Annotated in this window: 23 protein-coding genes; 14 read left to right on the top strand and 9 right to left on the bottom strand. The window is 45.2% G+C overall.

Translation table 11 applies throughout. From position 1 onward, the window contains the following. Positions 1 to 94: 94 nt before the first annotated feature. From KNV97_RS11480 to lamB, 3 genes are all read left to right on the top strand, one after another. Positions 95 to 1,327, top strand: coding sequence for a glycoside hydrolase family 53 protein (locus KNV97_RS11480; RefSeq protein ID WP_218563154.1), 1,233 nt, complete (start codon positions 95 to 97; stop codon positions 1,325 to 1,327). Next, positions 1,327 to 3,396 (top strand): beta-galactosidase, encoded by a 2,070-nt coding sequence (locus tag KNV97_RS11475; protein ID WP_256612907.1) that lies wholly within the window; start codon positions 1,327 to 1,329, stop codon positions 3,394 to 3,396. Before KNV97_RS11480 ends, KNV97_RS11475 begins: the two co-directional genes overlap by 1 nt. Before the next feature lie 143 nt (positions 3,397 to 3,539). Continuing rightward, complete coding sequence (gene lamB / locus KNV97_RS11470; protein ID WP_218563153.1) at positions 3,540 to 4,781, top strand: maltoporin LamB; 1,242 nt, start codon at positions 3,540 to 3,542, stop codon at positions 4,779 to 4,781. A 104-nt stretch (positions 4,782 to 4,885) separates the two neighbouring features. Here the strand turns inward: lamB and mrcB are convergent, their stop codons facing one another. The 3 genes from mrcB to KNV97_RS11455 form a co-directional block, all read right to left on the bottom strand. After that, a complete protein-coding gene (mrcB, locus tag KNV97_RS11465; protein ID WP_218563152.1) occupies positions 4,886 to 7,228 on the bottom strand; it encodes a penicillin-binding protein 1B in 2,343 nt (780 codons plus the stop codon). 153 nt (positions 7,229 to 7,381) lie between these two features. Continuing rightward, complete coding sequence (locus KNV97_RS11460; protein WP_218563151.1) at positions 7,382 to 8,419, bottom strand: CobW family GTP-binding protein; 1,038 nt, start codon at positions 8,417 to 8,419, stop codon at positions 7,382 to 7,384. Positions 8,420 to 8,655: 236 nt separating this feature from the next. After that, positions 8,656 to 9,249 carry an undecaprenyl-diphosphatase gene (locus KNV97_RS11455; RefSeq protein ID WP_218563150.1) on the bottom strand — a complete coding sequence of 198 codons (594 nt, stop codon included), beginning with the start codon at positions 9,247 to 9,249 and terminating at the stop codon, positions 8,656 to 8,658. 715 nt (positions 9,250 to 9,964) lie between these two features. Here KNV97_RS11455 and KNV97_RS11450 point away from each other — a divergent pair. The 9 genes from KNV97_RS11450 to KNV97_RS11405 all read left to right on the top strand — a co-directional run bounded on the left by KNV97_RS11450 (position 9,965) and on the right by KNV97_RS11405 (position 16,905). Further along, complete coding sequence (locus tag KNV97_RS11450) at positions 9,965 to 11,515, top strand: sigma-70 family RNA polymerase sigma factor (protein WP_218563467.1); 1,551 nt, start codon at positions 9,965 to 9,967, stop codon at positions 11,513 to 11,515. 115 nt (positions 11,516 to 11,630) lie between these two features. Next, positions 11,631 to 12,473: a DUF5677 domain-containing protein gene (locus KNV97_RS11445; protein ID WP_218563149.1), complete on the top strand. Its 843-nt coding sequence runs from the start codon at positions 11,631 to 11,633 to the stop codon at positions 12,471 to 12,473. 138 nt (positions 12,474 to 12,611) lie between these two features. Then, complete coding sequence (locus tag KNV97_RS11435) at positions 12,612 to 12,824, top strand: hypothetical protein (protein WP_218563148.1); 213 nt, start codon at positions 12,612 to 12,614, stop codon at positions 12,822 to 12,824. A gap of 219 nt (positions 12,825 to 13,043) precedes the next feature. Continuing rightward, positions 13,044 to 13,607, top strand: coding sequence for a pyridoxamine 5'-phosphate oxidase family protein (locus KNV97_RS11430; protein WP_218563147.1), 564 nt, complete (start codon positions 13,044 to 13,046; stop codon positions 13,605 to 13,607). A gap of 550 nt (positions 13,608 to 14,157) precedes the next feature. Continuing rightward, positions 14,158 to 14,415, top strand: a complete 258-nt coding sequence (locus tag KNV97_RS11425; RefSeq protein WP_136486645.1) for a type II toxin-antitoxin system Phd/YefM family antitoxin — start codon at positions 14,158 to 14,160, stop codon at positions 14,413 to 14,415. After that, the gene (locus KNV97_RS11420) at positions 14,403 to 14,705 is read left to right on the top strand and encodes a type II toxin-antitoxin system RelE/ParE family toxin (RefSeq protein ID WP_136486642.1); all 303 of its coding nucleotides are present in this window, start codon (positions 14,403 to 14,405) and stop codon (positions 14,703 to 14,705) included. The genes KNV97_RS11425 and KNV97_RS11420 overlap by 13 nt, the downstream gene beginning before the upstream one ends. 243 nt (positions 14,706 to 14,948) lie before the next feature. Next, positions 14,949 to 15,686, top strand: coding sequence for an SDR family NAD(P)-dependent oxidoreductase (locus KNV97_RS11415; protein ID WP_218563146.1), 738 nt, complete (start codon positions 14,949 to 14,951; stop codon positions 15,684 to 15,686). A gap of 148 nt (positions 15,687 to 15,834) precedes the next feature. Continuing rightward, positions 15,835 to 16,353: a GNAT family N-acetyltransferase gene (locus KNV97_RS11410; RefSeq protein WP_218563145.1), complete on the top strand. Its 519-nt coding sequence runs from the start codon at positions 15,835 to 15,837 to the stop codon at positions 16,351 to 16,353. Between the two features lie 138 nt (positions 16,354 to 16,491). Continuing rightward, complete coding sequence (locus KNV97_RS11405) at positions 16,492 to 16,905, top strand: GFA family protein (protein ID WP_218563422.1); 414 nt, start codon at positions 16,492 to 16,494, stop codon at positions 16,903 to 16,905. Between the two features lie 223 nt (positions 16,906 to 17,128). Here the strand turns inward: KNV97_RS11405 and KNV97_RS11400 are convergent, their stop codons facing one another. From KNV97_RS11400 to KNV97_RS11380, 5 genes are all read right to left on the bottom strand, one after another. Then, positions 17,129 to 17,461 (bottom strand): PBPRA1643 family SWIM/SEC-C metal-binding motif protein, encoded by a 333-nt coding sequence (locus KNV97_RS11400; protein WP_218563144.1) that lies wholly within the window; start codon positions 17,459 to 17,461, stop codon positions 17,129 to 17,131. Between the two features lie 394 nt (positions 17,462 to 17,855). Beyond that, on the bottom strand, positions 17,856 to 18,293 hold the full coding sequence (locus KNV97_RS11395; protein ID WP_136486636.1) for a DUF3859 domain-containing protein: 438 nt from the start codon (positions 18,291 to 18,293) through the stop codon (positions 17,856 to 17,858). Between the two features lie 116 nt (positions 18,294 to 18,409). Next, complete coding sequence (locus KNV97_RS11390) at positions 18,410 to 18,931, bottom strand: DUF2058 domain-containing protein (protein WP_218563143.1); 522 nt, start codon at positions 18,929 to 18,931, stop codon at positions 18,410 to 18,412. Between the two features lie 164 nt (positions 18,932 to 19,095). Beyond that, positions 19,096 to 19,416: a DUF1840 domain-containing protein gene (locus tag KNV97_RS11385; protein ID WP_218563142.1), complete on the bottom strand. Its 321-nt coding sequence runs from the start codon at positions 19,414 to 19,416 to the stop codon at positions 19,096 to 19,098. A 64-nt stretch (positions 19,417 to 19,480) separates the two neighbouring features. Further along, positions 19,481 to 20,413 (bottom strand): LysR family transcriptional regulator, encoded by a 933-nt coding sequence (locus tag KNV97_RS11380; RefSeq protein ID WP_136486629.1) that lies wholly within the window; start codon positions 20,411 to 20,413, stop codon positions 19,481 to 19,483. A gap of 98 nt (positions 20,414 to 20,511) precedes the next feature. On the opposite strand from KNV97_RS11380, the gene KNV97_RS11375 reads away from it, so the two are divergent. Both KNV97_RS11375 and KNV97_RS11370 read left to right on the top strand, forming a co-directional pair. Continuing rightward, on the top strand, positions 20,512 to 20,946 hold the full coding sequence (locus KNV97_RS11375; RefSeq protein ID WP_136486627.1) for a DMT family transporter: 435 nt from the start codon (positions 20,512 to 20,514) through the stop codon (positions 20,944 to 20,946). A gap of 9 nt (positions 20,947 to 20,955) precedes the next feature. Further along, a complete protein-coding gene (locus KNV97_RS11370) occupies positions 20,956 to 21,417 on the top strand; it encodes a DMT family transporter (protein WP_218563141.1) in 462 nt (153 codons plus the stop codon). 128 nt (positions 21,418 to 21,545) lie between these two features. On the opposite strand, the gene KNV97_RS11365 is transcribed toward KNV97_RS11370, so the two are convergent. Next, positions 21,546 to 22,568, bottom strand: a complete 1,023-nt coding sequence (locus KNV97_RS11365; protein ID WP_218563140.1) for a GlxA family transcriptional regulator — start codon at positions 22,566 to 22,568, stop codon at positions 21,546 to 21,548. Positions 22,569 to 22,636: the final 68 nt, after the last annotated feature.

Genomic DNA, 22,636 nt, shown 5'->3' with positions numbered 1-22,636 from the left:
ATTCCCGTTGCATTGCTTTATTTATCACTACAAAAATATTTCGTATCAGGTTTAACCGCTGGTAGTACGAAAGGCTAATTTCAGAGAGAACGATATGGATACTAAATTTAGAATTGCATTAATTGGTGCAGTACTGGCTATTGCTGGCTGTCAGTCTTCCAGCCAAATTAAGTCAAACACTGCAAAGGTAGGATTGATCAATGAAGATATTTCTATCAGCGCTCCTAAACTGAGAGATGATTTTATTAAGGGTATGGATATCTCGATGTTACCAGAAATTGAGTTACTGGGGGGAAAGTACTTCGAAAACGGCCATCAGGAAGATTTACTTAAAATCTTGAAGGAACATGGAGTCAACTCAATTCGAGCCAGAGTATGGGTGAATCCTGAATCTGAAAAGGGCATCCAATACGGAGGTGGTAATAACACTTTGCAGCGTTCGATTGAACTGGGCCAGAGAGCCAAAGCTTTAGGGATGAGCTTCCTGCTGGATATTCATTACAGCGATTTTTGGTCTGATCCTAAAAAACAAAAAAAGCCTAAATCCTGGGATAGTCTTAATTTTGAACAACTGAGTAGCAAAGTTTATCAGTACACGTCGGAAGTTATGCAGGCCCATATCAGCGCCGGTGTAATTCCGGATATGGTTCAGGTTGGTAATGAACTTAATGGTGGAATGCTTTGGCCGGATGGAAAAAGTTGGGGACAGGATGGGCATGAATTCGACCGACTTTCAGTGCTGCTAACATCGGGAATTAGAGCCGTACGTGAGAATAGCGCCGGCCAAGAGATTAAGGTCATGCTACACCTGGCGGAAGCGGGAGATAACGGTTTATTTCGTTGGTGGTTTGATGAAATTACCAAGCGCAATGTTGAGTTTGACGTCATAGGCATGTCTTATTATCCGTGGTGGCACGGGCCTATTTCTAAAGTTAAAGCCAATATGACGGATGTTATCAATCGCTATCATAAACCCGTGATTATCGTTGAAACTGCATTTCCGTTTACCAGCGAAAATGGTGACGGATTATCTAACAGTTACTCTGAGTCAGGGCCAATCGACGGATATGACGTCAGTGTTGAAGGTCAGGCTCAATATTTATCCGACATTATGAAACTAGTTAATTCTTTACCTGAGAACAAAGGGTTGGGTATCTATTACTGGGAACCTGCCTGGTTACCTATCAATGGGGCAACTTGGTCAACGAAGGCTGGAATGGATTATAGCGGTGACTCTTGGGATATTGGTAATTCATGGGAGAACCAAGCGTTGTTTAACTTTGAAGGTAATGCTTTGCCATCATTAAACGTATTTAAAGGTAAGTAATGAAAAGCAAGAAATTGGTTATTCCCAAGATGAAAGGACTGCTCCATGGAGCAGATTATAACCCGGAACAGTGGTTAGACCGACCAGATATCCTCGAAAAGGATATCGAGTTAATGAAGCAAACGAAATGTAATGTCATGTCAGTAGGCATATTCAGTTGGTCTGCACTTGAGCCATCGGAAGGTGAGTTTCACTTTGAATGGCTCGATCAGGTACTGGATAGCTTAGCGCAGCACGATATTTCTGTTTTCCTGGCAACGCCGAGTGGTGCACGTCCGGCTTGGTTATCACAACGTTATCCCGACGTTCTACGCGTCAATAGTCAACGAGTGAAACAGTTACATGGAGAGCGACATAACCATTGTTACAGTTCACCGAACTATCGCGCTAAAGTCACAGCCATTAATACGAAACTGGCTGAACGATATAGTCATCACCCAGCAGTTATCGGATGGCATGTATCAAATGAGTATGGTGGTGATTGTCACTGCCACTATTGCCAGCAAGAATTTCGGCTTTGGTTACAGGATAAATATCATACTTTAGAAAACCTTAATAAGCGTTGGTGGAGCTCATTTTGGAGCCATACCTATAGTGACTGGGAGCAAATTGAGTCCCCGTCGCCAATCGGTGAGAATTCAGTTCATGGATTAAAGCTGGATTGGAAGCGTTTCTGTACTGATCGAGTGGTTAATTTCTGTCAGCACGAGATTACCCCGTTGAAGGCCATCAATCCTGAGTTGCCGACGACTGCAAACTTTATGGAATATTTCTACGACTATAACTATTGGCAATTAGCTAAAGCTATCGACGTTATCTCCTGGGATAGTTATCCGTTGTGGCATCGGGACCATGATGAAGTGGCATTGGCCTGTTATACGGCGATGTATCACGATCTTATGCGCACGTTGAAACAGCAGCCGTTCCTGCTGATGGAATCGACACCAAGTCAAACTAACTGGCAACCGATTACTAAGTTAAAACGAGATGGTGTGCATTTGCTGTCTTCATTACAGGCAATCGCTCATGGTTCAGACTCGGTTCAATATTTTCAATGGCGAAAAAGCCGTGGTTCAGTGGAAAAATTTCATGGTGCGGTCATCGACCATGTCGGTCACGCTGATACGCGCACAGGCCGAGAAGTTACAGCGCTAGGAGAGTATCTCAAGCAGATACGTTCAGTGGCGGGATCTCAAATCAATTCGGATGTTGCCATTATTTTTGACTGGGAAAATCGCTGGGCATTGGATGATGCTTCTGGGCCACGTAACCAAGGTATGCATTATGAACAAACCGTTTGTGATCACTATCGTGGATTCTGGGAACAGGGAATTAATTGCGACATCATTGAGCAACTGAGTGACTTTACCCCTTATAAAATTGTGGTCGCGCCAATGCTATATCTGGTTAAACCCGGGGTAGCGGAACGTTTAAAAGCATTTGTTGAAAATGGCGGCATTCTCGTTGCCACCTATTGGAGCGGCATTGTTGATGAAAACGATCTTTGTTTCCTGGGTGGTTTTCCTGGCGGTGAGAATAGTCCGTTACGAGAGGTGCTTGGGATCTGGGCTGAAGAGATTGACTCTATGTATGATCATGAGCGGGTAGAATTTGCTATGACATCAACAGCTGAATTTCCTTTAGAGGGTGAGTTTGAAGCAAAGCACTTGATGGAACACATTCACCTGGAAACCGCGCAAGCTCTGGCATGCTACAGATCAGATATGTTTGAAGGTAAACCGGTGGTTACACGAAACACCTATGGCAAAGGGTGCAGCTATTATATCGCCGCTAGAACCGAACATGGCTTCAATAGCCAGTTTTATCAACAACTCGTTAGGTTGTCTGATATTAAACCGCTGGTTGATAACGTTCCGTATGGCCTTTCCATCAGTTTAAGGCAAGACGATGCCAATCGTTACTTGTTTATTATGAACTTTTGTAATGAAGTCCGTTGGTTTAATTGTCCTGATGGTGAATGGATTGACCAAGACAATAATAATTTATGTGGGGAGATAAAAATAAGCCCATATCAAGTTGTGACAATAGTAAATAAGTTAAACCTGTAATAATATCAGCCCTAAATTTAAGGCTGGTAAACCTAATAAAAAGAATAAGAGAAATTATTTTCTCTGGGATGAGTATTGCCCGAATATCTGCGCGGGCAATATTTTCCACCAATAACCATTTATTAAAACAAAAGGAATTCACAATGAAGAAGACAACGCTGACCGTCGCAATACTCGCATCATTGATGGCAACACAAGTTTCGGCGGTAGATTTTTATGGTTACGTTCGCGCCGGGCTCGGAGCAAGTGCTGATGGCGGTGGCACGGAAGGAGGCGATGAATTTAACAAAACTAAACTGGGTCGCCTGGGTAACGAATACGATACCTATTCTGAGATAGGTCTGGGTCAGGAGTTATTCAATCAGGATGGACATTCAATGTATTTTGAAAGTATGTTTGAAATGTCATCAGATGGTAATCTTGAATCTGAGTCGACAAAAGACGATAGCGCTAACTTTGCCATTAAGCAGCTCAATATTCAGGCGAAAGGTTATATACCGGCATCCCCTGAGGCCGTTATTTGGGCTGGTAAGCGTTTTTATCAGCGTCACGATCTGCATATTATCGATACTAAATACTGGAACATTTCTGGTTACGGTGTCGGTATTGAAAATATTAAGTTAACCTCGGGAGCGATATCAGCAGCTGTGGTACGAGCGGATAGTGATGTTGATGACACAACAGGCGAGCTTAATACCTACTACATGGATTTACGCTACGCTGGATTTAGTCCTTGGGAAGGTGCATGGACAGAAGTCGGTGTTGACTATGCAATCGTCAATCCAACTGACGAACAGGAAGCCGCGACAGAAGATTTTGACGATGGTCTAATGGTGACCGCCGAGTTAAGTCAGAGTTTTTCATTAGGGTATAACAAGTTTGTTATGCAATATATGACGAGTGGTTTAGCACAGAATGCCATTTCGCAAGGTGGTGGTTGGTATGATTACTGGAGCGGTGATGTCAGCGATGCAAAGGCTTTTCGTTTTATCAGTACTGGTGATTTGAAGCTCAGTGACAGTATCGTTATCAATCATGTTCTGACTTATGGTAAAGCTCAGGACCATGGTGATTGGCTGGATAAAGAAGAAATGTTCTCTTTTGTCGCCCGCCCGACTTATAGCTGGTCATCTTATAACAAAACAATGTTAGAAGTTGGCTACTTTGATCAAGAGAAAACCTGGGATTCAGGCGTGAGTGAAAAATCTGGCGGGACTAAATTTACCATCGCCCACGCGCTGTCTACCGGTGAGGACTTCTTCGCTCGACCAGAGATTCGCTTCTACGCAAGCTATTTTAAAGACAACGAAAACGGCAACACATTCAATAGTGGTAAAAGTGATGACACGATTAACTATGGTGTACAAATTGAAGCCTGGTGGTAATCATGTTTAAGCAGGGTTTATCAGTTTGAACGTTCTATTTTAACCCTTAAAAAGCGGGCGGCTAAGTTTCTTAGATCGCCCGCTGCTCTATAAGACTTAAAAAATTAATTAAATAAACTTCTCAGGAATCCGCCAATCTGGCGACCGGCTTCGTTGATTTCGTTACCTAGATCGTTGAGGCCATCTTCCAGCGGTGTTAAGCAATCATCTTGCGACTCGCCGGAGATGTTCCACACTGGCAGGTTTATCTGGCCAAGACAGCTGCGCTGCAGGAAGCCATTTGCATCTGAGCGGTAGTCGGCAAATTCAATTTGATCGGGTTGCGGCGTGTCCAAAGAACGGTAACCGTTGCGTTTTAAGAAATCGGCGTAAATTCGCAGCGGACCACTCGAACCAGTCAGATTCACGGCTTGGTTGTCATCGCGCCCGACCCAGACGGTGACCACCTGGCTGTCATCAATGCCGGCATACCAACTGTCACGCCCCTGATCTGAGGTGCCGGTTTTTCCTGCCAGCTGTGTGCGCGAAGGGACAATAGTCTTCAGATAGCGCGCCGTACCTTGCTCGACGACCTGTGTCATGGCGTATTCGGTCAGCCAGGCGGCACGCTCATCCACCGTTTGCTCACCGTCAGGCTGATAACGATACAGAACACTGCCATGCTCATCCAGCACCGCGCTTAAGGCATATAACGTCTGTCGTTTCCCCTGATTCCCCAGGGTCCGATACATCTGAGTGACTTCAAGCGGTGTCAGCGTCACAGCACCAAGCAGCATCGAAGGCAGTTGTGGCACCTGCTGCGAATCGATCCCCAGGGCGCTCAGGGTCTGAGTGACCCGCCCCAGGCCGAGAGCCATGCCGAGGTTCACAGTCGGAACGTTGTAAGAGTGGGCCAGTGCCTGATAAAGGGCAACCTGACCACGATATTGACGGTCATAATTGCGTGGTGACCATAGCTCATCATTTTCGCTACGAATACTGATCGGTCGGTCTGATAACGGAGTAGCCAGAGTGTAAACCTGTGGCTGCGATAGCGCAGTCAAATACACCGCCGGTTTAATCAACGATCCAATCTGACGTTCGGCGTGTAAGGCGCGGTTAAAACCGTGGTAGGTCGGGTTACGGCTGCCAATCATCGCACTGACTGCACCGCTGTGTTTGTCGGCAATAATCATTGCGGTTTCCAGCGACTGGCCGGTTTTTTTCTCCAGTTGAGGCATGATGTTATACACCGACTGCTCAGCATGCTGCTGGATATCAGGATCAAAGGTTGTAAACAGACGCAGACCGCGCCCGCTGTTATAGTCGATGCCGTGTTCCTGCAGTGATTGTTTCACATAATCAAAATAGGCCGGTTGCAGTGCATTTTCGTTGCCCTGTGCTCGCAGAGAGAGTGGCTTGTCGATGGCACGCTGGTAATCATCGGTTTCGAGTGAACCGGTTTCGACCATCATTTTCAGTACCAGGTTGCGGCGCGCTTTGGCGCGCTCCGGATAGCGCCACGGGTTATAATATGAAGGTCCTTTGACCATCCCTACTAACAAAGCTTGCTGATCCAGGCGCAGTTCAGAAAGGGGCAGGGCAAAATAATGGCGTGCAGCGAGGGCAAAACCATGAATGGAATCATTGCCGTTCTGGCCCAGATAGACCTGGTTAAGATACGCATCCAGCAACTGATCTTTGCTGTAACGATAATCCATAATAAGCGCGAGATAAGCTTCTTTGACTTTTCGGGTCAGGCTGCGCTCACGCGACAGAAACAGATTTTTGGCCAGTTGCTGGGTGAGGGTACTGCCGCCCTGCACATTATGTCCGGCGCTGATATTCGCCATAAATGCGCGAGCGATAGCCAGAGGTGAGATGCCATCATGCTGATAGAAATCACGATCTTCGGTGGCCAGCAGTGCGGCGACCAGTGTCTCGGGCATATCGTCTTTTGCCATATAGAGACGTTTTTCCGTGTTATCGTCGTCCAGCATGCCAAGGATTCTCGGCTCAAGCGACAGCAGGCCGATTGGATGACCGCTGGCTTCATCGCTCATGGAAGCTACCCCTTGTCCGGCAAAGCGAATCTTGACCTGCACCGCGGGTTGTTCACCATCTGGAAAGACAAACGGGCGGCGAATCAGACGGACAGTTCGCCCCGAGACACTGTATTCACCGCTGCTGACCGGATTGGCCACTTGACGATAGTGTAATTCGGCCAATTCTTTGAGTACGATTTGCTGGCTGACCGGACTATCGGGACTCAGGATCAGCGGACGGGCATAGACTACATTTGGCAACTGCCACATCTGACCTTCAAACTTATCTTTAACCAGGTTGTTAAATTGAATTCCGGTATAAATCGCGGCCAAAACCAACACAACCGTCAGCGCGCAAACAAGTTGCGTGATGCGGCGTAACCAAGGGGATTTGATCGGTAGAGATGAACGTCTTCTAGGCATGGGCAGGTACAGGTTTCACTCAGAAATATCTGTCGCGAAGCCTAGCCGCTTGGTGGCGGATTTGTGTCAATGATAGGTAAACAGTCGTTATCTTATTATTACTTTTGACACTAATTCAGAGGCCCAGCGCGTTCAGGACGCGCTGGGTGGCGCTTAACCTTTAATCTGGCACGCCAACATAGCGCGCTCGATCTGCTGCCAGTCTAATTCCCGGGTAGTGATGATTTCGATACGGCTGTCGCGGCGATAGGCGACTTTATCGAAGTCGTGCTCGTCATTAACCCGGTTAAAGAAGACCCAGGCGTTACCGATGCGGATCACCCCTTTGATACGTTGCACATCGGTCAGTCCGGTTAATATCTCTTCCAGCGCCCAGTAGTCAAAGCAATCGTCGCGGTGGAACAGCCAGCCGCAGCTGTATAAACCGCTGCCGTGACCGGTTTTACGCACCGGTTTACCCGGTTCAGGAACAGTCTCATGACGATGTTCGTGGGCGTGCTCGTGGTGATGGTCATGAAGTTCGTGTTCATGATCATGACTGTGAGCATGAGCATCCGGGAAGTGCGCTTTGAGCTGACCATTGCGTACCAGATCGAGCAGAGCAGGTTCAATCCTGCCGCGAATTGTCCGGCCCAGATGCTGTTTCGGCGGAAACATATTCCCTAAGCTACTTTCTGCCAATTCAATTTGCTGCTCTTCTGCCAAATCGCACTTGTTGATCAGAACCACATCGGCCAGGTTAAGCTGATCGTGGAAAATCGGATTGCTGAGGACTTCTTCCTGCGCCAGACAGCGCGGGTCGAGCAGGCAAACCGTAGCGCGCAGATCCAGCACGTTTTTAAACCCCGGTCCCATCAGTGTGTCGATGATACCTTCCGGGTGGCCGATACCGGTCGGTTCAATGATCAGACGATCAGGATTGGCGTGTTCGATTAAAGCTCGCACAGTCTGACCCAGCGACGCGCCAAGTGAACAACAAATGCAGCCACCGGCTAACTCTTTAATATGCAAACCCTCTTCGGTCGGCATCATCTCCTGGTCAATCCCTACCTGACCAAATTCATTGACCAGCACAGCCCAAGATTCACCTTGCGGCTTTTTCGCCAGCAGCGCATTGATGGTGGTGGTTTTTCCGACCCCAAGAAATCCGGTGATGATATTGGTCGGGATAGTGTTTGCTTGTTCATTCATAGTGATTTTTGCTCACGTCCAGGGCTTGAGTTACAGCGATGCGAAGTTGTTATTCTGATTTAGTGTTACAACATAACAATATTGCGCGGGGTCTGGCAACTTAAACTGGTTGGATATCAAGGGCAGAGACTCTGAAACCAGGTGAAAGAGCAGGCTTTTGCCGTCAGGAACAACAAAAGCCTGTGGGGGGATGTGTCGATAAATTTAAAATAGCCGCTAGTATTTGCGCGGTAAGCTTACAAAGCAGACTTCTTCATTCTGACCAACCAGCCAGCGATGTGCTCACTTAACTCAATCATCAAGTTCACCAACCCTGCAAACTGAGTGGCTAAATACTGCTTGAATAGCAATGCAGTCAGCGCGCTAATCAGGTATCCACCCAAGATATCGAAAGGATAGTGCACGCCGACGAAAACCCGCGCCCATCCGGTGCTTAACGACAAGGCTAAAAGCACCAGCCCTAACTTGCGCAAGGATTTTTCGAAAGACAGATAGAAAGCAACACTGGCGAACAAAGTGATGTGATCACTGGGAAACGAAGAATCACTGGCATGACTGATCAGCTTGATGCCTAAATGATCGACAAACGGGCGGTTGTGATACCAGACAAGTGAAATGGCATAGTTTATCGCCAGCGCCAATACGGTCGTTAACCCGGCGTTAAATGCCATCGTTTTAGCGTGTTTATCGCGCATCCAGAGCAGCGCCAGGCACAATGGGATGAGAAAAACCGGCAGTTCTGCACACAGTTTTGCGACTTGCAACAGCGCAGGACTGGGTTGATGAGAGGGGTTAATCAGCAGAAATAGCCAGTGGTTTAAGGATTCCATAACAAACTCATTGAATATCTAATGAAAACTTTTAAGCAAAGCTACGCAACGAAACTTAAGAAACGCTTAAGGGACTGAATCAATGAGGTTTTTCAATCCAGGCATACTCGAGTCGGAACCACCTCAAGCGGATGTTGGTAACGATAATACATAAACGCAAAGTGCCAGGTTCATCTAAGCCTTCTCCTTTGGCGTTCGCCTCTGTTAGCAGTATTCTCCAACGTAAATTATCACGCCGACTGCCTTTTCTTTGATATTGCCGTAGGAATGAGGTCGGTAATTTGATATAAACTTATGCATTCTGTTGTCATTCATCGACTTTGCTATCGACAAGGTATGGCGGTAGCGTTTCTGAAATTCAGGGTTCAGAGAACAACGCAGATAAAGGGCTTTTCACACCTGAAAGACGACAAATGTCAAAAACTGTTCAGCCAACATGAACTCTTTTAGACTCGTCAAAAAGGGCGATTTCATACAAACACCAATGCTGTTTAAATGCACAGTTATTGTAAGTGATGCCTGTGGATAGATTAAACAGACAATGTCGGTATTTTGTGATCCCAAAAGCGTAAAATCCTACTTCTCTCATACTGGCGCCCTAATGGTGAAAGGAAAGTGATGGGAAAAGTACATCAAATATAGATAGACAATAAAATACAGACATTGTCTGTCTAAGAACTGTTAGGCGCTCCCCAAACATTGGAGTTAATAGAATATGATTGAAGATAGTTTACTTGATTTTCTAGAAACAAATTTAAAAGAGACTCAAGCCAAAGACAGAAATATTAGATTGATAAATTACTTCTATGGTTTCTCTGATTCTGAATGGCCAACACTTGAAGAAACTGGAAAAAGATTTGGTGAAATTACAAGAGAACGAGTAAGGCAGCTTGTAAATGACAATTTCAGAAAAATCGCTGATAAGAGTAAATTCTCAGAACTTAGTACAATATATAATCTAATTGCATCAAAGAAATTTTGGTTGAAATCTGAGATTGAAAAAAAATTAGAAGAGTTAAATCTTGTTAAAGGTAATTGTAATATTAAAGGCATCTTAAATATGATGGATGACCTTGATTTTAATCATGACCTAGAAATTTACACGCCTCACCTTGAAGTAGTGACAAGGGAAAAGCTTTCTTTATTTGAGGATTTCATTGTTGTCAAAAAAAGTCAAATAAAGAATTTACAGTCAATTTATAAAAAGGCAAAAAACTTACCTGGTAGGTGTGGGGTGGCAAATTTAGATTATTTATCTGAAAGCTTTTCATCCGATAGTGAAATATTACTTATAAAGAGTATTATAAAATTATCAGATCATTCATGGTATAAAGAAACCAATAATGAATTTTGGTATTTATTCGAACACAAAGATAACACTTTAATAAACTACAGTGAAAAGGTATTTTCTGAACTTGATGCATGTAGTTCTAAGAGATTGGCACATACTTATAGAAATGCACTTGACGCAAGGACATACAAACATCCATACCCTCCAGAAGACATAATTCACGATTATTTAACATCTTCTATGTACTTTGAAAATGAAAAAGGAGTATTAACATTCTCCGGAGACACTACAGGGTATACTGAAATTGAAAAAGATATTTTGAATTATTTGTCACAATACGAATACGTAATGTTTCCTGAGTTCAATGAATATCTAGAAGGTAAGGGGTATGGTCGCCCACTTATAATTAAGGCAACTACAAAATCTCCACTTGTTCACATTGATAAAAGTGATGGAAGATATCACTATCGCTATAGCCTTGTTTCAAAGAAAAAGACTACTGAAAATATTAAGAGTGATAATAGATATACAACATATCTAAGGAAGCTTAGAAAACTATCTGAAATTGGCACAGATATTGATGTAGAATCCAAAAGACGTACAGAACAGTCATTGTTACAAAAATGGCTTTTTGAAGGAAAGGAGCAAGAAAAATGTGCCATTTGTGGAAATGATTTCCATGTCAGTTCACTTATAACTGCACATAAAAAGAAAAGATCAGAGTGCAACAATGCAGAAAGATTAGATCCATATATTGTTATGCCTCTTTGCACATTTGGATGTGACTTTCTATATGAAAAACGTTATATCTATATTGAGAATGGAATAATATGTCAGGGGAATGTTAACATATCTCTAAACACAGAAAATAAAATTATTGAACAGCTAATTAATAAAAAAATTGACACCAACTGGCTTAAAGGTTCTAGTTCTTACTTCGAATCGCCCATACAAGCATTTAAGAGTGATTCCTAACGCTTGGCATTTTTTATTCCATCGTTGAGTTCAGTGTTTACGGTGGTATGGTTGGGTTTCGTGGTTGCGTTACTCACACCTTATATGCGGCGTTATATGTTTATGAGGAAGTTGCGTGAAAAATGAATCAGCTGGCTGCAATATAGACGATTTTCATGTTGCTTTAAGTGCATTTGATAAAGCTGTTTGTGAAGCGTGTGCAGTAAGTAATTTTATAGGGAGCCGCTATGTTGTTCATTATAAAGGATACTCTTCTCACATCTTTACCAGAATGTGTTTACATTCACAGGCTCTTATCTCTGCATTACCGAAAACTCGGTGGGCGAAACGAGATTACGAGTGCTGGGAGTTTAGTCTTATAGCTCCTCATGTCCGTGCATTAATGGAAGGTTATCTTCTGTTCTTCTATTTGTCTGAAGCACCTATTAGTGAAGATGAATGGTACGTAAAACTCAATGTCATGCACCTAAATGACTGTACTCGTCGAGTTAGGCTTCATCAAAACATACGAAGCGCTGAAGACGAAGAGGGTTTTCGTGAGCAGCAAACAGAACTGAAAAATCGTTTAAAAGGATCCGAGTTTTTTAAAGAACTCCCGTCTAAGCTTCAAAAGCAGCTATTAACTGGAAAGGCTCTTATGATCCCTTCACGAGATGAGCTACTCGAAAAATTAGATGTAGATACTGGCGAGTTTAATGCGTTTTATGACATAGTTTCAAATTACACGCACATACTGCCGATTTCTTACTGCCGAAGTGAAGGTAATGGACGAGGAACAGGCGTTCAAAATCGAACGGATTTGTCTTATATAGTTATCTCTTTAGTTAACGCTACTCATTGGTTGAACATTTCTACGGAAAGAATGGTTGAATTATTTCCTGATGCGGCCAAAGTTAGAAAAGGGAAGAAATCTAAGTTTACTTTGGGTCCAAAGGAAAATACTAAGAACCGAAAATAAATACATAAAAACTGTTTAAAAGTGATTCGCAACGCGTGGCATTTTTACTATGCGTTGGTTTGTGTGATTACGGTGTTATGCGGAAACTTGGTAGTAGCGTTGTCTGCCCCTTAAGCGGGCGTATGTTCTTGGAGATTTATGGAAAACTTCAAAATTAGCAGAATCCACACAAAGTTAGGTATTTTCCGACTATCTGGAATCATCAACAATGAAAGAGGTATTAAAAATATCAGCTATATTTCTGCTGAATATATGGGAACTGATGGCTGGTACGAACTTAATTTACAGTCGGAGCATACTCAAAACTTACTGAGAGACATTCAAATTGAAGTGTTGCAGCACCTAGCTTGAGCAAGTCTGTTGCATCGACCAGACCTAGTTTTGTAAATATCAGTGGTTTCAAATAGCTACGAACATACAAGTCGCTTAAGTCGGACTGCAAACGCATGGCGGTTTTGGTTCAAATTGGCTAGTGTGCTTAAGGTGATTATTTTGAGTTTGATTGTGGTTTGCAGCCACTTAGCTTAGCGTTATGCTTTTTATCGAAATTTAACATGGAGGTTAATCGTTATGGGTAAGCAATTTTCAGAGTTGGCCGATAAACATATTGATTTTATTGGACAGCAAAAAATTTATTTTGTAGCTACTGCCGCAGAAAGTGGTAGCGTGAATTTGTCCCCTAAAGGTGGAGATTCTTTGCGAGTTATCAACCCAAAGCAAATAGCTTGGTTGAACCTTACAGGAAGTGGCAATGAGTCTGCATCACATGTTATTCAAAACCCAAGAATGACTGTTATGTTTTGTGCTTTTGAAGGCTCTCCTCTAATCCTGAGAGCTTATGGTAAAGCTACGGTTTTGCACTCTCAAGACGATAGTTGGGACAAGTATGCACCGCTGTTTCCGGAAAGTGTTGCTGCGAGACAAATCTTTGTCCTAAATGTCGATTTGGTGCAGTCTTCCTGTGGAATGTCAGTTCCTTACTTTACCTATGAAGGAGACCGTGAAGACTTAGCTAATTGGTCAGAAAAGCAAGGTGCAGAGGGTATAGAAAAATACTGGCTCAAAAAGAACCAAAAGAGTATCGATGGTTTTGAAACTGAAATTGCTAAAAGGTCTGGTTTGGACGTAGATTAATCGAACAAAAGCGTCCCAATAACCACAGGTATACAAGCATTTAAGAGTGATTCGCAACGCTTGGCAGTTTCGCTTCGCTCAAGTATAGCCAAGCGCCGCTCACACCTTAATGCGGCTACATGGATTCCCCCGGTTGTCAAACATCCGCTAAACTTCAAGTGATGGGTTTTGGACTGCCGCTCTACATTCGGTCTTTATAATCGATGGTTCGCAACATCGTGACCCTGATGACTTTGCGCGACTGCGGTACCTTATTCGTTAGATGACATCATATGTGTCCGCCGCATTAACAGGCTCTCCGCTAGTGGTCTTAACCTATCTCCATCTTTCCCTTTCGAGTCAACGACATGAATACTGAAGTGGTTTTTAGCTAAATCGATACCGCCAAAATAAGAATAATCAGACATGGTGCCTTCAGTGCTAATAAGTACCACGTAAGTGTGGCAGATCCTCGGGAGGGGGATTCCATGCTATTCGTTAGCCGTCATGGAGCTTGCTATACTAAAAGTGATAGAATAGTATCACTCTAGTATTCTTTGGAGCAGCTCTCATGAAAGTAGAATTAGTAACATCACTTAAGCGCCAAGCCACTAAGATCCTCGCCGATCTTCACGATACCAAAGAACCAGTATTAATTACCGAGCATGGTAAACCGTCTGCATATTTGGTAGATGTTGATGATTACGAGTTTATGCAAAACCGTTTATCAATTCTTGAGGGTATTGCGCGAGGCGAACGTGCACTAACTGATGGTAAAATGGTGAGTCATGAAGAAGCCAAAGACAAAATGTCAAAATGGCTAAAATAATCTGGACTGAGCCAGTGTTATCTGACCTTGATGATATCGCTGAATACATCGCACTTGAAAATTTCGTAGCTGCAAAGCAATTGGTTCAAACGATCTTCGCTAAAGTTGAACGTTTAGAAACTTTACCTGAATCGGGTCGGATTCCGCCCGAACTAGAACATTTAAGTTATCGAGAAGTTGTCGTTAATCCATGTCGTGTTTTCTATAAACAAGACGGTGATAAAGTATTTATTCTGTTTGTCATGCGTGTTGAGAGAGATTTGCGTAAGTTCCTGCTAAGTAAGCAATAATCCTTGAGAATGAGCGGCTAAAAAACGAGTATGGCGTCAATAGTTAATTTTTCGCCATATTTGCATCTCACATAGTACCGCCCCTTAGCATTGAATTCAGGATCACCCCCATCTTTCTAAAACAGGCAATGATGCCGTGCATTTCGTGTTTAAGGTAGTGTGCGGCAGCTTCAGTATGGCGTTGTTAATCACCTTAACAGGATGTTAGCCGACAAAGTACATAAATATAAAAGGAGTCCTAAATTGAAAGTTGCATTAGTCACTGGTGGCTCAAAAGGTATTGGTTTGTATTCAGTTCTTCGGCTCGTGAAGCAGGGATATAAAGTTATTACTTGCTCGCGTTCGAAGAATATTTGGCTTGAAGTAGTGCAAAAATATCCAGAATTAAAATCTGTTGATTACCAGTCGGTTGATATTGCGGATGAGCAACAATTAGACCGTTTATTTGCTTACGTTGAAGCTCAATACGGAAAATTGGACGTAGCGGTAAATAATGCTTCTCCGGCTCTTTCCTCTAGAGGTTACCTATCCCAAGTCGATGTAGCACTCCTCAAAGAAACACTTCATGTGGATTTTTTGTGCCAAGCCTTGTGTTTGAGGTCTGAACTAAAACTCATGGAAGCAGGGGCAGCCATAGTAAATGTAAGTTCCGTTAATGGTCTTAGACCAACACCGAATGCAGCAATGTATAGTGCTGCTAAACACGCGCTTGAAGGGTTGACTAGATCTGTTGCTCTAGAAAGCATCAAATCTGGAGTTCGAATTAATGCGGTTGCTCCAGGTGTAACGTGGACTCCCCGATGGGAAGAAAGGCAACTTGAAAACTCCAATATCCGCGCTGATGTTGCTGACGTAGTACCGATCAATCGTTTTGGGGAAATTGACGAAATCGTTAATGCAATTGAGTTTTTATTGTCAGATAAAGCCAGCTATATCGTCGGTCACACTTTGGTCGTTGATGGTGGACTATCATTGGCATGATTGGCTACCAAGCAATTCAAGCAGATTCGCACCGCGTGGCAGTTTTGTTTTGCGGTGAGTATAGTGTTTAATACGCCATGCGGTCGTATTTGTATTGCGTTGCTCATCACCTCAAGCGGGCTACATGTGACAAGGAGGGTTCAGCGATATGAAGGTAATATCAGAGCGATTAGTTATGGAGCCAATATCAGAAAAAGATTGGACACTATTTTATCAATTACATACAGATCCAAAAGTTATTTCGTTCTGTTTTAATGAGCCTTCAATCTTAGAAATTGAAGCCAAGTTTCAGTCCAGGTTAATCCCTTGGTCACGAGAATCAAGTCATTGGCTTTGTTTGGTTGTATCTGAATTAGCTACGGATAAGAAAATAGGGATAATAGGTTTTTGCCTTCACAGCGGAGTCGCTGAAGTTGGCTTCTTATTCCTACCTAAATATCATGGACTTGGCTATGGAAGTGAATCTTTAAGCGCGTTGCTTAACTACTCTCATTTACAAATTGGCATCGAAAGATATAGCGCAGTGGTAACTGAAGGTAATATTGGTTCAGAAAAAGTGCTGACAAAATCTGGATTTGTACTAGATAAAATTGTCCCTAATGCGTACGAGATTGGTGGACAGCTATATGCAGATCATATTTACCAACGAATAAATATTGTCACATAGCAATCGGTTCAAACTGACTGCCAACGCGTGATATTTTAGTTCTAAAGAGTATGGTTTTGTCAGTGCTTTACGGAAAGTTTTTTGTGGCTTTGTTAGCAGCTTAACTAGGCGTTGTGCGTACTCATTGACTTAGGAGTGATGAAGTTGAAAGGAAATTGTTTGTGTGGCGAAGTGTCGTTTAAATTGTCAGGTGAATTACCCGCCATCTATCAGTGTCATTGTTCGTTGTGTCGCAAAGTATCAGGCTCTTCATCAAATTCAGCGTTGATAGTTAACTCATCTAGTTTTAAATGGATCTCCGGCAAACATGAAATTAGGTCATTCTCTACGAGTTCTGGTTTTAAATCTGAGTTTTGTTGTCGATGCGGTAGTCCAGTACCAAATATCAGTTCAGATGGTAAGTCGTATTGGGTTCCTGCGGGGTTGCTGTCAGAGCCTGTAGATACAAAGGTTTCTGCTCATGTCTATGTCAGTTCTCGTGCAAGTTGGGACGTGGGTTTCATAAACGATGGCCTGCCGCAATTTGATACGATGCCCAGTGAAAGTGAATAGTGTGTGCCCGGTAGGTTGCGCACGCATAACAAGCGCTTTAAATCTAATTCGCAACACCGTGATCCTGATGACTTCGTACGACTGCGGTGCCTTTTGGGTCAGTAAGTTAGAGCGAGTAACAGTTCCTCGGTAGTAGAAGGGAATCCTTGCCATTTGTTCTATCAGTTTAGCCTAGGCACAAAAAAACCGTCAGAAGACGGTTTTTGGTGTCACTAGCGAGCGCTTAGGCACAGCACTTTTTGTACTTTTTCCCGCTTCCGCAAATGCACGCTTCATTACGGTTCGGTGTTTTTTCATAGGTAATCGTTTGAGGCTTGCTTAATAGTGTATCAAGCTCAACGGTGTTCTCTGGTTGCTCTGAGTCTACGGCAATATGGGCCACAATAGTGTGCTCAGAAACTAATGCTTCGATCTCTGCCTTACGAGCTTCAGTTGGGACGACAATATTGATTGGAGCTTCTTCAGTGCCTGCTTTTACATCACGTTTTACGTTGTAGCCTGAAATGACGTGGTTCTGCCTAGCATCGATTCGACCTTTGAAAAATAGTTTGGACATGTGCAACTCACTGATGATTGGTGTGGTGTAATTTGGCCGCGATTATACGGGACTATGGCAATTGATAAAGAACTTCCTGCAAGGAGCACGGTATAACAAACGTGTCAGGGGTACGACTAACGAGTGGCGTTGCCATCCTCATTGAGCAGTAATCGATTCGGTTGTTGTGTTTAAGTTTTGTGGGAATGATGATTCATTATGGCCAAGGCCGTTATCTCAGGAGGAACAATTGAGGCTCAACCTGCCTGCTGAAATCGAATCGGCTGATATGACTCATAGTCTCTGGTTCCGATATTCAGGCCAAAGAGCCGTGGAGATCGGCGCATATCCGTTTGGCACTTACTGACTACACACTTTGATTGGAACATTTATAACTTCGCCCTGGTAAAGGGTGCTAAAACCCTCTCGACTTCCAGAACTGCCCCTCATCACGTCCTACTACTTTGAACGTCTTTTCGGCGATGGTTCTGCCTTGCATTTCCAGCGTCATGCGCCATTCACCGAGATTGCTTTCCAGGCCGTTCACCGGGCACAGCAATTGGATGGTATCGCCCAGGTAGAAATCCCAGTCATTGCTGCGAACGTACACTTCACCGTCAAACGGGGCCAATACCTGGCCTTTTTTATTGATGATGCCGGGATGATGGATGCAAAACTGCAGCAGCTCGCCTTTGGCCTTTTTGATATTGACGATAAAACCAAATTCGACATCTTCCTCGGCAGTGACGACCTGAGTGAACTCTTTGATTTTCGGCAGCTCTTTGGCTTTCGCGTCCCAATGGGAGTAAATCCCGTAGGACGTTATTTCAATAACTGGAGTACGTTTTGCCACTGGTGATTGCTCGTTGATGATGGATAGGGGGAAGATAGTCGCTCCCACGCCGGGGCATGGGAGCGGGGCGACTTGCGGAGATGAACCATCGTCAGTTCAGGCAAGCCGCGGACGGATTACCACATCAGGTCATCCGGCACCACGAAGTCGGCGTACGGATCGTCTTCGTCGATCGCGTCCGATTCCGGCTCTTTCTGATCGATGATAGCTTGCTCGTCGCGCTGGGCGATTTTGTTGGCTACCACGCTTGGGATCACGGCGTAACCTTCTTCAAAGCGGGCAATCGCCAGGATGCCTTTACTTAGCTGTTCACGCACCAGTGACTCAACGTAGAGTGATTTCACCAACGTGCCGTCGGTGAAGTTATACTTGATGTCACCATTACCCAGATCAAGCTTGTTCATCGAGATCAGCTGTTTGATCTGCGCCTGAATCTCTTTGCTCTGGCGCTGTTCATTTTGCTGTGCGCTGAGTGCTTTATCGCGCTCAAGTTGCTGGCGCTTGTTTTCTTCAACCGCTTCTTTTACTTCACGTGCCTGAACACGTGATTTTTTTGAGCCTTTCTTTGCTTTTTTCAGCTTCTTTTCATTAACCAAGCCTGCTTTCAGCATTTGCTCTTGGAGTGTCAGTTTTGCCATGTTGTTCTCGGTTTGCTGTATATCTTTAGTATTCTACTGGCTCACGCCGCGCAAATAAAGGCAGTGGGTAAAGGCAGCATGTTGATTTTTCAACGCTAAGTCGCATTATAAACGCCCAATAGGCGTAATTTTAGTGACGTTGTCACTTATTGGTTAAACCTTGATTACTCGCTATCCCACATGATGCCACATTCTGCACTGATGGCAGCATTGAGCATATCGACCAGCGGCAGGGCGCGATGGGAGATACTGACCGGCGGATCGTCACGTTTATCGTCATCATCCTGCTCTGAATCATTCTGATCTTCCCGTTTTCTCTCTGCCGTAATGGCCAATTTGAGCAAATCAAGGGCATGGGGGATATCGTCAGCTCCAATGGCACCCGGCACCGTGCCACTATGACCCATCATTTTGATCATTTGCAGTCCTACGGAGCCAAACATGGTGACGTTGGCGTACGCTTTACATCGGAAAGTGATTAACATAACGAGCCTCGCTTTAGTTCAGGGTAACAAAAGACATGCAAATAGTGCGCTACCCAGTTGTTAATTATGGCTGCCAGTATAAGGGATTGCCGTATATCTGGGTAAAATAATCAATTACCGCGCGAATATTAAGCGGTGGATGACGCACATGCGGATAGATAGCCGCTATATGCTGGGGCTGAGTATTAATAGCAGCGTCATAGTCGGGCATGATTTTGATCAGTTTGCCTTGCTGCAATTCCTGTCCAATCAGCCAGTCTGGGAACAAGACGATTCCCATGCCATCCAGTGCGGCAGTCAGCAGGCTTTGGGCATTGTTGGAACTCAGAGATGGTGTAATTGGGTAGTGCACCCAGTCAGCATCTGTTTGGCGCAGGTACCAGCGGTTGGCCCCTTCAAAACCTTTGTATACCAGGCAGCGATGCTGCTGCAGAGCGTGACCGCTATCCGGCATGCCGTATTTAGCGATATAGGCGGGAGAAGCCGCCAGATGGTAGCGCTGATTGCCGAGAATGCGGGCGTGAAACGAGGAGTCGGTCAGCGTACCGATACGAAAAATGATGTCGGTACCGTCTTTAAGCGGATCGATATATTCATCGGTCAGGGTCAAGTCTATCGCCAAATTGGGGTAGCGTTCAGATAACTGCTGCAACCAGGGCGCGATATGACGCTCACCAAAAAATACCGGCGCATTGAGCCGGACTAAGCCGGACGGCTCTGCTGCGCGATCCTGCAGCTGTTCCTGCGCTTCATTAAGCTGTTCAATCACGGTTTTGGCATAACTAAAAAACAGTTTACCGGCTTCGGTTGGCACCACCGCTCGGGTGTTGCGGTAGAACAACTGCTGGCCGAGAGCATCTTCCAGATTATGGATCGTGCGCGAGATCATGGACGCAGAAACATCTTCGCGCCGCGCGACCACAGAGAAGTTCTGGGCATCAAACACGCTGACAAAAAACCGTAATGCGCGGATATCAATGTTATTGGTTCGGTTCATTTGTGCAACTTCTGCAAAGGTGATTACCATATTATGTCGTTTTTCTTTTTAATTCACCACTATATCATGCGCGCCTGACTTATTAGGAGCCTTGTTATATGCAGTTATTGTTAATCCTACTCGTGATTGTCGGCGGGATGGGTTTATCCGTGGAGGCGGGTATTCTCGGCCCGCTCGGGGAGCAGGTCGGCCATCTGTGGGCCACTTTCAGTATTTTTGGCGTCGGTGCGGCGCTGACGTTTTTGTTGATGCTGTTTTTTAGCCCGCGCAACAGTCCGTCGTTCTTTGAGCAGCCTTCGTGGCAGTTGCTGGGTGGTATTCTGGGGACCGGTTATGTGGTGATCCTGACTATGACCACGCCGGTGATTGGGATCGCGATGACCATGATTGGCATCTTAGCCGGTCAGGTATCAAAAAGCCTGATCATTGACCATTTCGGTCTGCTGGGGACGCCGCATCGTAAAATTGACCGCAAGCGTTTGATTGCTCTTCTGTTTATCGTGGCGGCACTGCTGCTGATTGCCAAAAGCTAAGGAGACACTATGACCCTGTTAATGATTGTGATGGCGGTGCTGGGCGGCGCGTTACTGAGTATTCAGGCTGCGATTAATGGCCAGCTTGGTAACAAAGTCGGTGTGTTTCGCTGCGCGTTTCTCACTTTTTCTATCGGTGCTTTAGTCACAGCGCTGCTGATCTTCTACTTTGAGCCGAAACACACTGTGACCTTGCTGGATGTACCGAAATGGCAACTGCTCGGAGCGATGTGCGGCGTGCCGTATATTGTGATTATGGTGCTGGCGGTGCAGCGCATCGGCGTGGCGGTTGCCACGGTTGCGGTGATTTTTGGTCAGCTGCTGATGAGCCTGCTGATTGATAATTTTGGCTGGATGAACAATAGTGAAATGGCGTTTTCACCTTATCGCCTGGCGGCGGTGGTGTGCCTTGGCATCGCGCTCTATTTTATTTACTCCAGCAGCCGGGATCAGAGTGCGACTACGGAGTAATCCGCCGCGATTCGCTTAGCGTGAATGACCAGTGTTGATTTGGCTAGAGTTGATGTGACCGGAGCGGCTAACGCAAGCCCCCGCAGTGATGCGGGGGCTTTTGTATTGGTGGCAGTGTAACCTAAGTATTAGTGCTTGCGGCTGAGGCCTTGTCTGAGCTGAGTGGGTGAATAACCAAAGTGATCTTTAAAGCAGTTACTGAAGTGGCTGCTGCTGACGAAACCGCAGCCGAGGCCCACCTGAATAATCGATTCGCGGCTCTCTTCCAGCTGCTTATGGGCAAACGCAAGGCGCAATTTGAGGTAGTAACGCGATGGCGAAGTATCGAGGTGGGTCTGGAACAAACGTTCCAGCTGACGGCGCGACATCGCCAGACAGCGTGCCAGTTCTTCCGGGGTCAGCGGCTCTTCAATATTTGATTCCATCAGTGAGATGGCTTCCTGTAAAGCCGCTGGACGAGATTGTACTGGTGCGGCCGGCTCAGGTGCGGAGCCATGCAGGATCGCCTGACGACCTTCCGAAGCCTGATCGCAGCTGAGGATTTCGCGAATTGCCCGCACTAACTGACGGTCAAATTGACCTTCAATCATATTCAGCATCATTTCCATCGCGCTGTTAGGACCGGAGCAGCTCGCGCTGTGCTCGCTTACCTCGTAGGTGTGAGTGGCCAGTTTTAGGTTCGGGAAGGTGGTACGAATGTAGTGGTGACTGTTGGGATGCACCGCTGAAACCACATCTTTATCGATGGCCTGCGCATGGGCGAGGGCAATGGTGCCGTTCCAGATACTGCCGAGATTGATCTGCTGGTTGTACGCCGCTTTGAGGCAGTAAGTCAGTTCATCGGCTGAGGCCGTATCACAGCGATAGCCGCCGCAAACGAACAGCCAGTCCATCGATCCACGATTGTGCAGGTTCAGTGATTCCACCGTTGCATCGGTTGCGATGTCGATGCCGATGTCACTCAGCACCTTGCGCGAATCTATACCAAAGGTATGAATCTGGTACAGCGGACGTTCGTGCACCAGGTTCGCCGTAATCAAGGCATCCATCGCGGCGGTAAACGCCATCAGAGAAAAGTGGGGCTGCAGAATAAAGCCGATATTTACCGGAACGGACTGGGATGGATTCGAAGTAGTTACGATCTCGGACATAGGAATTTAAGTTCACTGCTGGTTACAAAGGCGCTGAATTTTTATCTCACTCACCACACCGGCCTGCC

The organism is Vibrio ostreae, assembly GCF_019226825.1.
Classification (GTDB): Bacteria; Pseudomonadota; Gammaproteobacteria; order Enterobacterales; family Vibrionaceae; genus Vibrio; species Vibrio ostreae.
This window is presented reverse-complemented; position numbering and strand designations above follow the sequence as displayed.

Bases quoted from the DNA above. Each gene is read 5' to 3' on its own strand.
- KNV97_RS11380 (WP_136486629.1), bottom strand. From the start codon at position 20,413: ATGAACCGAACCAATAACATTGATATCCGCGCATTACGGTTTTTTGTC.
- KNV97_RS11425 (WP_136486645.1), top strand. From the start codon at position 14,158: ATGAAAGTAGAATTAGTAACATCACTTAAGCGCCAAGCCACTAAGATC.
- mrcB (WP_218563152.1), bottom strand. From the start codon at position 7,228: ATGCCTAGAAGACGTTCATCTCTACCGATCAAATCCCCTTGGTTACGC.
- KNV97_RS11365 (WP_218563140.1), bottom strand. From the start codon at position 22,568: ATGTCCGAGATCGTAACTACTTCGAATCCATCCCAGTCCGTTCCGGTA.
- KNV97_RS11410 (WP_218563145.1), top strand. From the start codon at position 15,835: ATGAAGGTAATATCAGAGCGATTAGTTATGGAGCCAATATCAGAAAAA.
- KNV97_RS11370 (WP_218563141.1), top strand. From the start codon at position 20,956: ATGACCCTGTTAATGATTGTGATGGCGGTGCTGGGCGGCGCGTTACTG.
- KNV97_RS11480 (WP_218563154.1), top strand. From the start codon at position 95: ATGGATACTAAATTTAGAATTGCATTAATTGGTGCAGTACTGGCTATT.
- KNV97_RS11420 (WP_136486642.1), top strand. From the start codon at position 14,403: ATGGCTAAAATAATCTGGACTGAGCCAGTGTTATCTGACCTTGATGAT.
- KNV97_RS11455 (WP_218563150.1), bottom strand. From the start codon at position 9,249: ATGGAATCCTTAAACCACTGGCTATTTCTGCTGATTAACCCCTCTCAT.
- KNV97_RS11400 (WP_218563144.1), bottom strand. From the start codon at position 17,461: ATGTCCAAACTATTTTTCAAAGGTCGAATCGATGCTAGGCAGAACCAC.
- KNV97_RS11375 (WP_136486627.1), top strand. From the start codon at position 20,512: ATGCAGTTATTGTTAATCCTACTCGTGATTGTCGGCGGGATGGGTTTA.
- KNV97_RS11435 (WP_218563148.1), top strand. From the start codon at position 12,612: ATGGAAAACTTCAAAATTAGCAGAATCCACACAAAGTTAGGTATTTTC.
- KNV97_RS11390 (WP_218563143.1), bottom strand. From the start codon at position 18,931: ATGGCAAAACTGACACTCCAAGAGCAAATGCTGAAAGCAGGCTTGGTT.
- KNV97_RS11475 (WP_256612907.1), top strand. From the start codon at position 1,327: ATGAAAAGCAAGAAATTGGTTATTCCCAAGATGAAAGGACTGCTCCAT.
- KNV97_RS11405 (WP_218563422.1), top strand. From the start codon at position 16,492: ATGAAGTTGAAAGGAAATTGTTTGTGTGGCGAAGTGTCGTTTAAATTG.
- KNV97_RS11385 (WP_218563142.1), bottom strand. From the start codon at position 19,416: ATGTTAATCACTTTCCGATGTAAAGCGTACGCCAACGTCACCATGTTT.
- KNV97_RS11450 (WP_218563467.1), top strand. From the start codon at position 9,965: ATGATTGAAGATAGTTTACTTGATTTTCTAGAAACAAATTTAAAAGAG.
- lamB (WP_218563153.1), top strand. From the start codon at position 3,540: ATGAAGAAGACAACGCTGACCGTCGCAATACTCGCATCATTGATGGCA.
- KNV97_RS11430 (WP_218563147.1), top strand. From the start codon at position 13,044: ATGGGTAAGCAATTTTCAGAGTTGGCCGATAAACATATTGATTTTATT.
- KNV97_RS11460 (WP_218563151.1), bottom strand. From the start codon at position 8,419: ATGAATGAACAAGCAAACACTATCCCGACCAATATCATCACCGGATTT.